Source organism: Pseudomonas sp. S2_B07, assembly GCF_054668435.1.
Genome location: NZ_CP162769.1, coordinates 5222090 through 5235520 on the forward strand (window position 1 = coordinate 5222090; position 13431 = coordinate 5235520).

Consider the following 13431-nt stretch of genomic DNA (forward strand, 5'->3'; position numbering starts at 1 on the left):
GCTGACCGTGGCTCGCAGAAAGGTAATTCTCCTCAGCTTGTTAATCAGATCGAAATTTGGGTTCGAGAAGTCAATGATCGTCTTGATGAGACAGCAAATCAGGATGATCTCTGAGTAGGCGAAGCGTTTAGATTGTATGGAGAGCTATGCTCTCTCGACCGTTCTCTCCTCCCTTGAGAGATATTCCTGAGACGCTCTGACGCCCCATTACCCAGAGAGAAAGCTCAAAACTATGGGCAGAGTTAGTAGGTCGCGAATCTTCATTGGCTGAGGCAGGCTAAAAATTCGCCGTCGTTGCGGGTGCCTGCCCCCGAAACTATCTGGCGCTGATTGCGTTGCTCGATAATCTGTCCGGTTCGATCAAATGCCAAGTGACGTTTGGTGGTTTTTTCCTGATCGATAGGCGTCGATGATCGAAGCGACAACAGCTGCGATTTTTCTAGCAAGAAGCGGCGGGACTGCGTTTCCGATTTGTGTGTACTGCTGTGTTCTATTTCCCTCGAAGAAGTAATTGTCAGGAAAAGTCTGCAGTCGAGCCGCTTCGCGAACAGTCAAACTGCGGCACTGACTTGGATCCGGGTGAATGTAGTAGTGGCCATCTTTAGCGATGTGAGCGACGACGGTGGTAGACGGGCCATCTTCCATTTGAACTCTGAAACGGTCACTAAAGGGAACGGAATCGGAAGACACGTTTTCATGAGCTGGTAGGAGTTGGGCAGGGAATTGGTATATTTTTGGTGAGGTGCCGTTCAACCGTGCGTAGCTTGCTGCAAAAATATACCTATGCAGGTCAGAGCGCATATGGCTCCTAGCCTCATGTTGTAATACCCCTTTCAGTCGTGGGTCGAGGAACCAATCGCATTGCTTGGTATTCATTTCTGGAACTACATTCCAAGGTACGAATCCACTGCCACTAGATTTCAGCCTCTTTGCGTCTTCAGCAGCACTTTTCATAGCGTCTATCAATTCCCCGCGGCCAGTTTCATAGGATCGGAAAAGGATGGAACTGGCCTCCTCTAACGCGGAGAGCCAGGCTTCGAGGGAATCTCCTCCCCTTGAAATTTTGCTCCGTATTGGAGGGAGCCCTGATAAAGCCTGCCCAACGGTGAAAACCGTTTTGCTGGGTTCCATTACAAACTTTTGCGGACGCTCCAATAGAGCAGGGCAGCTCGAGGCAACGTCAGAGCGAACCCCAAGCAGGATTACCCTGTGTCTAGCCTGAGGAAGACCGTGACGTTCGGCTTGAATGACAAAGTCATGTGGATCTGGTTTCTCCACATCTTTAGGGACGACTAAGGAGCGGATGTTGTACGAAAGACCATCACCAGGAGTCGAGAGGTCCTCGAGAATTTGCTGGAAGATGTTCGAGCCACTGTGCTTCGAGGACAGTATGCCTTTCACGTTCTCCATGACGAAGATCGTTGGTTTGAACTCGCGAATAATGCGCAGATACTCTTTGTAGAGAAAGTGCTTCTCGTCGCTTTCAAACTCCTCTTGGCTCTCACGTGTTCGACGGGCACGTCCTGCTACTGAGTATGCTTGGCACGGCGGGCCGCCAATGAGTACCCATTCATCTGCGCCTATTAGGGCTTCCCTGATCCAATTGTCGACCTCATCGGGCGAAATTTTACCAAGCTCCGCGAGCTTAGCTTCTTGTGCTGCTTCCACTGCTTCTGCCGGTACGTCCGGATGCTTGAAAAGCTCTTCACGAGTAATTTCGCCCCGGATGTATTGGTAGTAAGCCTCCGGTGCTTCACCTTTTGGAAAAGCGCGAAACAATGCGCGGAGGGACAAAGTCGCGTGAGCGACAGGATCTTTCTCTATCGAGACACGTAGCTGAAACTTACGTACTCCCTTCTCAGGGCCACCGATTGAAGAGAATCCCTCCCCGAGTCCGCCCGGGCCGGCAAAGAGGTCGATGACCGGGATAGAATCCTTATATTTCATTGATTTAGTCGATGCGCCTAAGACGAAAATAGAAAAGCGCACTGTAGCGCTCAGGTGAGTTGCGGCCCAGAAGTGACACGCCCTATATGCGTTAAATGGTAACGGTTCACTAGGGTGCCGGGCAAGAAATGAACTTTAAGTAGAAATGCCTAATTCCACCGACTTTAGGTTCGCGGCAAGGCTTCCGGTCCTGTTCATTTTGTAGCAAAGGCCTCAATGATCGGGCTGTCATAACGGTTAGGGTTTTGAGTGGCCATTGAGGTGGAAACTGCTGTAAGTGCCGTAGGAATTTTCTGGGCGTGAGGTGGAAGTGAGTATCCATGGCCGAATAAAAAGCCCCGATCAGATCGGGGCTTTTGCTTTTCAGATTTGTCGATTCAGACGGCAATCGTCAAATCGCGGTGAGCTCGGAAATCAATCCCAGCTAAGCGCACCACCAGTTTGGTATTCGATTACCCGAGTCTCAAAGAAATTCTTCTCTTTCTTCAAGTCCATAATCTCGCTCATCCAAGGGAACGGGTTAGTCGTCCCTGGATACTCTTCCTTCAAACCAATCTGGCTCAAACGACGGTTAGCGATGAACTTCAGGTAGTCCTCCATCATCGCCGCGTTCATGCCCAACACGCCGCGAGGCATGGTGTCGCGAGCGTATTCGATCTCCAGCTGAGTGCCCTGCAGAATCATCTGCGAAGCTTCTTCCTTCATCTCGGCATCCCACAAGTGCGGGTTTTCGATTTTGATCTGGTTGATCACGTCGATGCCGAAGTTCAGGTGCATGGATTCGTCGCGCAGGATGTATTGGAACTGCTCGGCGACACCGGTCATTTTGTTGCGGCGGCCCATGGAGAGGATCTGGGTGAAGCCGCAGTAGAAGAAGATGCCTTCCAGAACGCAGTAGTAGGCGATCAGGTTGCGCAGCAGTTCTTTGTCGGTTTCGACGGTGCCGGTTTCGAACTTCGGATCGGAGATCGAACGGGTGTATTTGAGGCCCCAGGTGGCTTTTTTCGCGACCGATGGGATCTCGTGGTACATGTTGAAGATCTCGCCTTCATCCATGGCCAACGATTCGATGCAGTACTGGTAGGCGTGGGTGTGGATCGCTTCCTCGAAAGCCTGGCGCAGGATGTACTGGCGGCATTCCGGGTTGGTGATCAGGCGGTACACGGCCAGGACCAGGTTGTTGGCGACCAGGGAGTCGGCGGTGGAGAAGAAGCCGAGGTTGCGCATGACGATGCGGCGCTCGTCGTCGGTCAGGCCTTCCGGGTCTTTCCAGAGGGCGATGTCGGCGGTCATGTTGACTTCTTGCGGCATCCAGTGGTTTGCGCAACCGTCCAGATACTTCTGCCAGGCCCAGTCGTACTTGAACGGTACGAGTTGGTTGAGGTCGGCGCGGCAGTTGATCATGCGCTTTTCGTCGACAGCGACGCGAGCAGAGGCGCCTTCGAGTTCGGCGAGGCCTTCGGCGACGTCGAGGGTGTCCAGGGCAGCTTTGGCACGGGCGATGGCGGCAGAGTCGTTCGCGGTAACGGCGCGAGCTTCTTGAGCGGCGACACCACCAGCGGTGTCGAGTCGGTCCATGTTGGCTTCGGTCGCGTGGCCGGCGTTAGCGCCTTTTACCACGGCTTCGCCGCTGTCTTCTTTGTCGAATTCGTCCCAGCTCAGCATGACGTGTCGTCTCCTGCGTGAGGGCCAGATGCCCGTGTGAAAACTGATCGGTTGTTTTTCACACGGCCGTACTGGCCGCGTTGGATAGCGTTTTTTGCAGCGGTACACGCAGGCAAATAAACATAATTTTGTACGGGGTTCCGAGAGCCTCTGAGGGGCGCAGAAATCGGTGAGGACGTCGGCGTGGGCTTCAGACTGGCTGTTATCCCTGTAAGGGAATATTGCAGGCCCGTTTAAGCCGGCATTATAGGGAAATTTTTGCGGCCGTGGTGGGGCGAATCCGCGCATGGAGCGGACGAGAAGGCAGGTTTTTCGGTCGGAGCGAGGGTTTATAGGGCTTTGGCTGGATATCGCCGGTGCAGATTTTTTTTCATAAATTTTGACGCACTACTTTTTTGTTCAAAAAATAGGCAAAAAAAGCGGTTTTTCACTACATGTTGTGTTTTGAATCGGTTTTCGGTGGTTCAAGACACAACTAAGCCCGGCCGAAGCCGGGCTGTGAAGTCAGGCTCGATGATCAGCTCAGGCGTGCTGCACCGACGTGATCAGCACCATCGGCGGCGACTTTGGCCGAACCGGTGCGATCGAAGCCGTCAGCAGCGACTTTGGCGGCGCCTGTGTGATCAAAGCCATCCGAAGCCAGCTTGCCTGCACCGATGTGATCGGCACCATCGGCGGCAAAGGAAGCCGAACCGGTGTGGTCGTATCCATCAGAAGCGACAGCTGCTTGTGCGGTGTGGGCAGCCGAGCCGGTGCGGTCGAAACCGTCAGCAGCGAAAGTGTTGGCAGCCAGGACAGAAAGGGTCAGGGCGAGGATCAGTTTGGTTTTCATGGTCGTGCTCCAGGTTTGTTGGCGTTTTGTGCCTTGGGTATGGAATGAATGCTACGCCAACTAATTTGATTGAAAAGCGCAAATAAATGCTTAAAACAATCGTATAAGTAGATGCATTGGGTTCGGCGCTGCATCTGCCTTGAAAGGGCGGGGCGGATGGGTCGAACCGTTAAGAGGCGGGCGAATGATCAGCCATTGGAGCAGCCGTTACCCATCATGGTGTAGCTCAGAATATGGTGTTGGCCCTTGGAGTCTTCGTATTCCATTTTCATCGGGACAACTTCACATACATTCGGTACTTCGCTCATGGAAACAACTTTGGCGATGTCCAGATGGGTGGAGTAAGTGTATTCCTCAACTACCGGTTGTTGCTGTGCGACATCAGTCGGAACCTCGTCTGCCATGGCGGTTGCGCACAGGCTGCTGAGGGCCAGAACTAATAAAGCTTTCATTTCAAATTTACCTTTTAGAGGTCGAATGGGGTCACGCAACCTTTGTGGGGTTGCGTGTGGAGCTTGGGTACCGGAGTGTTTGATTAACTGCCTTCGTGGGGGCTGCAACTTGGTTAATCAGATTGCCTTGTTGGCGTGGCAGATTTTAGGCGTAGGGGTTTCAATCATATAGCCGTGGATTTGATAAACACCTTTGACAGATTTCGTAACAATCCACGAAAACAGCCCCATCTATCTACGACGACGTACGACTTGTAGCCGCTGGCGAAGCCTGCGTTCGACTGCTGTGCAGCCGGACGCAGGCTTCGCCAGCGGCTACAGACCGCATTGTGACTGGGGGTTGAAACACCCTGAAAGAGGCGTGGTAGTTGGGGTTGCGGGCTTTTCAGGACATTTTGTAGGGGCTTGTTACTACCATCGTCGAATGGTTCTATAGGCCCGGCCCGGCTACAACTGGGGTCATACAAAAACAACTATTCCACCGAGGTAAGAAAGATGAGTGCGGCTTCCCTGTATCCCGTTCGTCCCGAGGTCCTGGCTAACACGCTGACTGACGAGGCGACCTACAAGGCCATGTACCAGCAGTCGGTCGTCAACCCGGACGGCTTCTGGCGCGAGCAAGCCAAGCGCCTCGACTGGATCAAGCCTTTCACCACGGTGAAGCAGACGTCCTTCGACGATCACCATGTCGACATTAAATGGTTCGCCGACGGCACCCTGAACGTTTCCTACAACTGCCTCGACCGTCATCTGGCCGAGCGCGGCGATCAAATCGCGATCATCTGGGAAGGGGATGACCCTTCCGAAAGCCGCAACATCACCTACCGCGAGTTGCACGAACAAGTCTGCAAATTCGCCAACGCCTTGCGCGGCCAGGATGTGCACCGCGGCGACGTGGTGACTATCTATATGCCGATGATCCCCGAAGCCGTGGTCGCCATGCTGGCCTGCACCCGGATCGGCGCGATTCACTCGGTGGTGTTCGGTGGTTTCTCGCCGGAAGCCCTGGCCGGTCGCATCATCGACTGCAAATCCAAAGTGGTGATCACCGCTGACGAAGGTATTCGTGCCGGCAAGAAGATCCCGCTCAAGACCAACGTCGACGACGCGCTGACCAACCCGGAAACCAGCAGCATCCAGAAAGTCATCGTGTGCAAGCGCACCGGTGGCGACATCAAGTGGAACCAGCATCGCGACATCTGGTTTGAAGACCTGATGAAAGTAGCGGGCAGTGTCTGCGCGCCGAAAGAGATGGGCGCCGAAGAAGCGCTGTTCATCCTTTACACCTCCGGTTCGACCGGCAAGCCTAAGGGCGTGCAGCACACCACCGGCGGTTATCTGTTGTATGCGGCGATGACCCACGAGCGCGTGTTCGACTACCGTCCGGGCGAAATCTACTGGTGCACCGCTGACGTTGGCTGGGTCACCGGTCACAGCTACATCGTCTACGGCCCGCTGGCCAATGGCGCGACCACGCTGCTGTTCGAAGGCGTGCCGAACTATCCGGACATCACCCGGGTGGCGAAGATCGTCGACAAGCACAAGGTCAACATCCTCTACACCGCACCGACGGCGATCCGCGCGATGATGGCGTCGGGCACTGCGGCGGTTGAGGGGGCTGATGGCAGCAGCCTGCGCCTGCTCGGTTCGGTCGGTGAGCCGATCAACCCGGAAGCCTGGGATTGGTACTACAAGAATGTCGGCAAGTCCCGTTGCCCGATCGTCGACACTTGGTGGCAGACCGAAACCGGCGGCAACATGATGAGCCCACTGCCGGGCGCTCACGCGCTCAAGCCGGGTTCGGCGGCGCGTCCGTTCTTCGGTGTGGTGCCGGCGCTGGTGGACAACCTCGGTAACATCATCGAGGGCGTTGCCGAGGGCAACCTGGTGATTCTCGATTCGTGGCCGGGTCAGGCCCGTACGCTGTACGGCGACCATGACCGTTTCGTCGATACCTACTTCAAGACCTTCCGCGGCATGTATTTCACCGGTGACGGTGCGCGTCGTGATGCGGATGGTTACTACTGGATCACGGGTCGCGTGGATGACGTGCTCAACGTGTCTGGCCACCGGATGGGCACCGCCGAGATCGAAAGCGCGATGGTTGCGCACCCGAAAGTCGCCGAAGCGGCAGTGGTCGGCGTACCGCACGACATCAAGGGGCAGGGCATTTATGTCTACGTCACCCTGAAAAATGGCGAAGAGCCGAGCGAGCAGCTGCGTCTGGAACTGAAAAACTGGGTGCGCAAGGAGATTGGTCCGATCGCCTCGCCGGATGTGATTCAGTGGGCACCTGGGCTGCCGAAAACCCGTTCGGGCAAGATCATGCGCCGGATTCTGCGCAAGATCGCCACGGCTGAATACGACGGGTTGGGGGATATCTCGACCCTGGCGGATCCGGGAGTGGTGCAGCATTTGATTGATACGCACAAGACCATGAACGTTGCTTAAGTAGCGGGTCTTGAGACATGAAACCCCGCCAGGTGGTGAGCCTGGTGGGGTTTTTTATTGCCTGATATTTTTGCGTGAGCAGCCCCGGCCCCATCGCGGGCAAGCCTGCTCCCACAGGGATCTTTAGTGGGCATGGAGTTTGTGAGCAACAAAGACCACTGTGGGAGCAGGCTTGCCCGCGATGGGATCAGGTCAGGCACCCCATAAACAACAGCCAATAATTATCGGACTCAGTTGTCGGTCCTTTCCCACTGTTACCCATCCCCCTTCAAGTAACTGAATGTGTAACCGCTCGTGCCAATCCGGGGCATTGGGAAACGCAAAACCCCATTCCCACGCCTCCTGATCCCCTTGGAAAAATAAGACATAACGCCAAGCTTGCCGGATTAGAAGGGTTTGCCAATAATAGGCCCGCAATTTGCAACGTAGATCGGTTCACTGTCTTTTGCTCTTGCATGATTTTGCAGGGCTGTCAACGCGCTCAAGCGGCTTTCTCGGTGCATCTGTAATTTGTTGTCGCATTGAAGAAATATCGGCTTCGGGCCTGTCGTTAGAATGCCGATCACTCGCTCGTCGGTGACCGTGTTGAAAACAACACGCGATTCCTACGACGCAGCAACCGCTTTGTCGTTCTACTCACTCGCATATTGGGCTGTCGCTCACTCTGCCGTTTTTGCCCTTTACCGATGGAGTCCCAAGATGAAGAAACTCGTGCTGCTTGGCGCCCTGGCACTGTCCGTGCTGTCGCTGCCAACCTTCGCCGATGAAAAGCCTCTGAAAATCGGCATCGAAGCAGCTTACCCTCCGTTCGCTTCCAAAGCGCCGGACGGCAGCATCGTTGGTTTCGACTACGACATCGGCAACGCTCTGTGCGAGCAGATGAAGGTCAAGTGCGTATGGGTCGAGCAAGAGTTCGACGGTCTGATCCCGGCACTGAAAGTGCGCAAGATCGACGCGATCCTGTCGTCCATGTCGATCACTGAAGACCGCAAGAAGTCTGTCGACTTCACCAACAAGTACTACAACACCCCGGCTCGCCTGGTCATGAAGGCGGGCACTCAAGTCAGCGAAGGCCTGACTGAGCTCAAGGGCAAGAACATCGGCGTGCAGCGTGGCTCGATCCACGAGCGTTTCGCCCGCGAAGTCCTGGCCCCGCTGGGTGCCGAGATCAAGCCTTACGGTTCGCAGAACGAAATTTACCTCGACGTGGCCGCCGGCCGCCTCGACGGCACCGTGGCAGACGCTACGCTGCTGGATGACGGTTTCCTGAAAACCGACGCTGGCAAGGGCTTCGCCTTCGTTGGCCCGGCGTTCACCGACGTCAAATACTTCGGCGACGGCGTGGGTATCGCTGTGCGCAAGGATGACAAGGCTGATCTCGACAAGCTCAACGCTGCCATCGCCGCCATTCGTGAGAACGGCAAATACAAGCAAATCCAGGACAAGTACTTCGCCTTCGATATCTACGGCAAGTAATACGCTGCGGCGACAAGTCCGAAATGGCGCAAGCAACAGGATCTCTGAGGTTTGCGCCATTTTTTCATCCCAACTTTCGAGGACCTGAATCATGTTGAAAGGCTACGGGGCTGTCATCCTCGATGGCGCATGGCTGACGCTTCAGCTCGCCTTGTCGTCCATGGTCCTGGCCATTGTTCTGGGGCTGATCGGCGTTGCGCTGCGTCTGTCGCCGATTCGCTGGCTGGCCTGGCTGGGCGATCTGTATTCCACGGTGATCCGCGGTATTCCCGATCTGGTGCTGATCCTGCTGATTTTCTACGGCGGCCAGGACCTGCTCAACCGCGTCGCACCGCTGCTGGGCTTTAACGACTACATCGACCTGAACCCGTTGGCCGCCGGTATCGGCACCCTCGGTTTCATCTTCGGTGCGTACCTGTCGGAAACCTTCCGTGGCGCCTTCATGGCGATCCCGAAGGGGCAGGCAGAAGCCGGCATGGCGTACGGCATGAGCAGTTTTCAGGTGTTCTTCCGGGTATTGGTGCCGCAGATGATTCGCCTGGCGATTCCGGGCTTCACCAATAACTGGCTGGTCTTGACCAAGGCTACCGCGCTGATTTCGGTGGTAGGTCTGCAAGACATGATGTTCAAGGCCAAGCAGGCGGCAGATGCCACCCGCGAGCCTTTCACCTTCTTCCTCGCAGTGGCGGCGATGTACCTGGTCATCACCAGTGTTTCGTTGCTGGCATTGCGTCACCTTGAGAAGCGCTACTCGGTAGGCGTAAGGGCGGCTGATCTATGATCTTCGACTACAACGTCATTTGGGAGGCCTTGCCGCTGTACCTCGGCGGCTTGGTGACTACCCTCAAATTGCTCGCGTTGTCGCTGTTTTTCGGCCTGCTGTGCGCCTTGCCCCTGGGCTTGATGCGCGTGTCGAAGAACGCCGCCGTCAACATGAGCGCCTGGCTCTACACCTACGTGATCCGCGGCACGCCGATGCTGGTGCAGCTGTTCCTGATCTACTACGGGTTGGCGCAATTCGAAGCGGTACGTGAAAGCTTCCTGTGGCCGTGGCTGTCCAGCGCAACGTTCTGTGCATGCCTGGCCTTTGCCATCAACACCAGCGCCTACACTGCCGAAATCATTGCGGGCAGCCTGCGGGCCACCCCGAATGGCGAGATCGAAGCCGCCAAGGCGATGGGCATGTCGCGCTACAAGATGTACAAGCGCATCCTGTTGCCATCGGCCCTGCGCCGGGCGCTGCCGCAGTACAGCAACGAAGTGATCATGATGCTGCAGACCACCAGTCTGGCGTCCATTGTGACCCTGATCGACATCACCGGTGCCGCACGCACGGTCAACGCCCAGTACTACCTGCCGTTCGAAGCCTACATCACCGCCGGCGCGTTCTACCTGTGCCTGACCTTCATCCTGGTGAAGCTGTTCAAACTGGCCGAGCGCCGCTGGCTGGGCTATCTGGCCCCGCGGAAGCACTGATATGGAACGCATCGATCACGTATTGCCGTGGAGCCACCTGGGCAGCGAACGCCAGATTTCGGTATTCCGCTTCGGCAGTGGCGAGCGCAAGGCCTACATCCAGGCCAGCCTGCACGCCGATGAACTGCCGGGGATGCGCACGGCCTGGGAGCTGAAAAAGCGCCTGACCGAGCTCGAAGCCCAAGGCTTGCTCAACGGTGTGATCGAGTTGGTGCCGGTGGCCAACCCACTGGGTCTCGGTCAACTGTTGCAGGGCAATCATCAAGGGCGTTTCGAGGCCGGCAGCGGCAAGAATTTCAACCGCGATTTCGTTGAGCTGAGCGCGCCGGTTGCGTCTGAGCTGGCAGGGCACCTCGGTGATGATCCGCACGCCAATATCCAGATGATCCGTCAGGCCATGAGCGATGCGCTTGCTGCATTGCCACCGGCTGCGAGTCAGTTGCAAGGCATGCAGCGCGTCTTGCTCAGCCACGCCTGCACCGCCGATGTGGTGCTGGATTTGCACTGCGACGCCGAAGCGGCACTGCACATGTACGCCTTGCCGCAACACTGGCCGCAGTGGCGTTCGTTGGCCGCGCACTTGAACGTGAAGGTGGGTTTGCTCGCGGAAGATTCCGGCGGCAGTTCCTTCGACGAAGCCTGCTCGCTGCCGTGGTTGCGTCTGTCGCGCCTGTTCCCGGATGCACAGATTCCGCTGGCGTGTCTGGCGACTACCCTTGAATTAGGTGGTCAGGCGGATACCGGTCGTCTTGAGTCCGTGGCTCACGCCGAAGGCATTCTGGCGTTCCTCGCCGAGCAAGGCCTGATCAGCGGCGAATGGCCAAAACCTGCGCAAGAAGCGTGCGAAGGCTTGCCGTTCGAAGGCACCGAATTGCTGTTTGCACCGCACCCCGGTGTGGTGAGTTTCCTGCGTAAACCCGGTGAGTGGATCGAAGCCGGTGACGAGATTTTTGAAGTGATCGATCCGTTGTCGGATCGGGTCAGCACGGTGTGTGCTGGTACGTCCGGGGTGCTGTTTGCCATTGAACGGCTGCGTTATGCCCAACCCGGTTTCTGGCTGGCCAAGGTGGCGGGGCGCGAAGCGCTGCGTCACGGGCGCTTGCTCAACGACTGACTGACTGTTTTTGTGAGAACCGACCGCATGTACAAACTTGAAGTCCAAGACCTGCATAAACGCTATGGCAGTCACGAAGTGCTCAAGGGCGTGTCCCTGAAAGCGGCGGCTGGCGATGTGATCAGCATCATCGGCTCCAGTGGCTCCGGCAAAAGTACCTTCCTGCGCTGCATCAACCTGCTGGAGCAGCCGCACGCAGGCAAGATTCTGCTCAACAACGAAGAGCTGAAACTGGTCGCCAACAAGGACGGCGCGTTGAAGGCGGCCGACCCGAAACAGCTGCAACGCATGCGTTCGCGCCTGTCGATGGTGTTCCAGCATTTCAACCTGTGGTCGCACATGACCGCGCTGGAAAACATCATGGAAGCGCCAGTTCACGTGCTGGGCATGTCCAAGGCCGAAGCCCGCGAAAAAGCCGAGCACTACCTGAACAAGGTCGGCGTGGGTCACCGTAAGGACGCCTACCCTGGCCACATGTCCGGCGGCGAGCAACAGCGTGTGGCGATTGCCCGTGCGCTGGCGATGGAACCTGAGGTGATGCTGTTCGACGAACCGACCTCGGCACTCGACCCGGAACTGGTCGGCGACGTGCTGAAAGTCATGCAGGCCCTGGCCCAGGAAGGCCGTACCATGGTGGTGGTCACGCACGAAATGGGCTTTGCCCGTGAAGTGTCGAACCAGTTGGTGTTCCTGCACAAAGGTGTCGTCGAAGAAAGTGGCAACCCGCGTGAGGTGCTGGTCAATCCCCAGTCCGAGCGTCTGCAACAATTCCTCTCGGGCAGCCTGAAGTAATCAAGACTGCCGTTGTGCACCGGGATAGTGCATGCTTCGCAACCTGAAGGCCGGCCCCGATCCCTGTGGGGGCTGGCTTGCCAGCGATAGCGGTATGTCTGCATCAGAGATGTTATCTGATCCACCGTTATCGCTGGCAAGCCGGCTCCCACATTTGATCGCTACAGGTTTGAGATTTGCGTTCATTTACGGGCTAGCATTGGCCCATGCCTTCTTCACTGTTCTCGTTTCGGATTGCCCGCCATGACTGCCCATCGAATTGGTTTCCTGATTTGGCCCAGCACTAAAGCACTGACGCTTGCGCTGGCTGAGGAGGCCTTGCGTGTTGCCCAGCGTGTGCACCCGGACGTGGTTTACGAACTGTCGTTTTTGCAGGCCGAACCGCCGACCGAAGGCGCCTGGCAATTGCCGGGTGAGCCGTGGGCCGGCAAACTCGAAAATTTCCAGAAGCTGTTTTTGCTCGCCGATGAGCCGCCGACCACGCTTGCGCCGGCGCTCAGCAGTGCGTTGAAACAACTGGTGCGTTCCGGTTGTGTGATTGGCGGTTTGTCGGCGGGTGTGTACCCGCTGGCGCAGTTGGGTTTGCTTGATGGGTATCGCGCTGCCGTGCACTGGCGCTGGCAGGACGATTTCACCGAGCGTTTCCCTAAAGTCATCGCCACCAGTCATTTGTTCGATTGGGATCGCGATCGGCTGACCGCGTGCGGCGGCCTGTCGGTACTTGATTTGTTGTTGGCAGTATTGGCCCGTGATCATGGCGCCGAACTCGCTGGCGCCGTCTCGGAAGAGCTGGTGGTCGAGCGCATCCGCGAAGGCGGGGAGCGCCAACGTATCCCGCTGCAAAACCGCCTCGGTTCCAGCCATCCAAAGCTCACCCAAGCGGTGCTGCTGATGGAAGCCAACATCGAAGAGCCGCTGACCACCGACGAAATCGCCCAGCACGTGTGCGTGTCCCGTCGGCAATTAGAGCGGATCTTCAAGCAATACCTCAACCGTGTGCCGAGCCAGTACTACCTGGAATTGCGCCTGAACAAGGCCCGGCAGATGTTGATGCAAACCAGCAAGTCGATCATCCAGATCGGCCTGTCGTGTGGCTTCTCCTCGGGGCCACATTTCTCCAGTGCCTATCGCAACTTCTTCGGTGCCACGCCGCGGGAAGATCGCAACCAGCGGCGCAGCAGCAGTCCATTCGAGTTGTCGTCGGTGCCGTCCGAGCGCGGCTGATG

General features: G+C 56.8%; 11 protein-coding genes. 7 read left to right on the forward strand and 4 right to left on the reverse strand.

The window, feature by feature from the left end:
- Window positions 1-360: 360 nt before the first annotated feature.
- From AB4N43_RS24085 to AB4N43_RS24100, 4 genes are all read right to left on the reverse strand, one after another.
- Window positions 361-1947 (reverse strand): DNA cytosine methyltransferase, encoded by a 1587-nt coding sequence (locus tag AB4N43_RS24085; protein ID WP_460152021.1) that lies wholly within the window; start codon window positions 1945-1947, stop codon window positions 361-363.
- A 414-nt stretch (window positions 1948-2361) separates the two neighbouring features.
- The gene (locus AB4N43_RS24090) at window positions 2362-3612 is read right to left on the reverse strand and encodes a ribonucleotide-diphosphate reductase subunit beta (protein WP_007943877.1); all 1251 of its coding nucleotides are present in this window, start codon (window positions 3610-3612) and stop codon (window positions 2362-2364) included.
- A gap of 517 nt (window positions 3613-4129) precedes the next feature.
- Window positions 4130-4444 (reverse strand): hypothetical protein, encoded by a 315-nt coding sequence (locus tag AB4N43_RS24095; RefSeq protein WP_027923918.1) that lies wholly within the window; start codon window positions 4442-4444, stop codon window positions 4130-4132.
- A 188-nt stretch (window positions 4445-4632) separates the two neighbouring features.
- Entirely contained in the window at window positions 4633-4896 is a 264-nt protein-coding gene (locus tag AB4N43_RS24100) for a DUF2790 domain-containing protein (RefSeq protein ID WP_027923919.1), read from the reverse strand.
- Window positions 4897-5391: 495 nt separating this feature from the next.
- On the opposite strand from AB4N43_RS24100, the gene acs reads away from it, so the two are divergent.
- The 7 genes from acs to argR all read left to right on the forward strand — a co-directional run bounded on the left by acs (window position 5392) and on the right by argR (window position 13429).
- Window positions 5392-7347 carry an acetate--CoA ligase gene (gene acs / locus AB4N43_RS24105; RefSeq protein WP_027923920.1) on the forward strand — a complete coding sequence of 652 codons (1956 nt, stop codon included), beginning with the start codon at window positions 5392-5394 and terminating at the stop codon, window positions 7345-7347.
- Window positions 7348-8046: 699 nt separating this feature from the next.
- Complete coding sequence (locus AB4N43_RS24110; RefSeq protein ID WP_027923921.1) at window positions 8047-8823, forward strand: ABC transporter substrate-binding protein; 777 nt, start codon at window positions 8047-8049, stop codon at window positions 8821-8823.
- A 91-nt stretch (window positions 8824-8914) separates the two neighbouring features.
- Window positions 8915-9604, forward strand: a complete 690-nt coding sequence (locus AB4N43_RS24115) for an ABC transporter permease (RefSeq protein WP_027923922.1) — start codon at window positions 8915-8917, stop codon at window positions 9602-9604.
- The gene (locus AB4N43_RS24120; RefSeq protein ID WP_027923923.1) at window positions 9601-10299 is read left to right on the forward strand and encodes an ABC transporter permease; all 699 of its coding nucleotides are present in this window, start codon (window positions 9601-9603) and stop codon (window positions 10297-10299) included. Before AB4N43_RS24115 ends, AB4N43_RS24120 begins: the two co-directional genes overlap by 4 nt.
- A 1-nt stretch (window position 10300) precedes the next feature.
- Window positions 10301-11413 (forward strand): M14 family metallopeptidase, encoded by a 1113-nt coding sequence (locus AB4N43_RS24125; protein ID WP_194940662.1) that lies wholly within the window; start codon window positions 10301-10303, stop codon window positions 11411-11413.
- 27 nt (window positions 11414-11440) lie between these two features.
- On the forward strand, window positions 11441-12205 hold the full coding sequence (locus AB4N43_RS24130; protein ID WP_007943885.1) for an ABC transporter ATP-binding protein: 765 nt from the start codon (window positions 11441-11443) through the stop codon (window positions 12203-12205).
- A 243-nt stretch (window positions 12206-12448) separates the two neighbouring features.
- Window positions 12449-13429 (forward strand): transcriptional regulator ArgR, encoded by a 981-nt coding sequence (gene argR / locus AB4N43_RS24135; RefSeq protein ID WP_027923925.1) that lies wholly within the window; start codon window positions 12449-12451, stop codon window positions 13427-13429.
- The last annotated feature ends 2 nt before the right edge of the window (window positions 13430-13431 follow it).

Coding starts and splice junctions, on each gene's coding strand:
- AB4N43_RS24115 (WP_027923922.1), top strand. CDS start 8,915: ATGTTGAAAGGCTACGGGGCTGTCATCCTCGATGGCGCATGGCTGACG.
- AB4N43_RS24130 (WP_007943885.1), top strand. CDS start 11,441: ATGTACAAACTTGAAGTCCAAGACCTGCATAAACGCTATGGCAGTCAC.
- AB4N43_RS24120 (WP_027923923.1), top strand. CDS start 9,601: ATGATCTTCGACTACAACGTCATTTGGGAGGCCTTGCCGCTGTACCTC.
- AB4N43_RS24100 (WP_027923919.1), bottom strand. CDS start 4,896: ATGAAAGCTTTATTAGTTCTGGCCCTCAGCAGCCTGTGCGCAACCGCC.
- argR (WP_027923925.1), top strand. CDS start 12,449: ATGACTGCCCATCGAATTGGTTTCCTGATTTGGCCCAGCACTAAAGCA.
- AB4N43_RS24085 (WP_460152021.1), bottom strand. CDS start 1,947: ATGAAATATAAGGATTCTATCCCGGTCATCGACCTCTTTGCCGGCCCG.
- acs (WP_027923920.1), top strand. CDS start 5,392: ATGAGTGCGGCTTCCCTGTATCCCGTTCGTCCCGAGGTCCTGGCTAAC.
- AB4N43_RS24125 (WP_194940662.1), top strand. CDS start 10,301: ATGGAACGCATCGATCACGTATTGCCGTGGAGCCACCTGGGCAGCGAA.
- AB4N43_RS24110 (WP_027923921.1), top strand. CDS start 8,047: ATGAAGAAACTCGTGCTGCTTGGCGCCCTGGCACTGTCCGTGCTGTCG.
- AB4N43_RS24090 (WP_007943877.1), bottom strand. CDS start 3,612: ATGCTGAGCTGGGACGAATTCGACAAAGAAGACAGCGGCGAAGCCGTG.
- AB4N43_RS24095 (WP_027923918.1), bottom strand. CDS start 4,444: ATGAAAACCAAACTGATCCTCGCCCTGACCCTTTCTGTCCTGGCTGCC.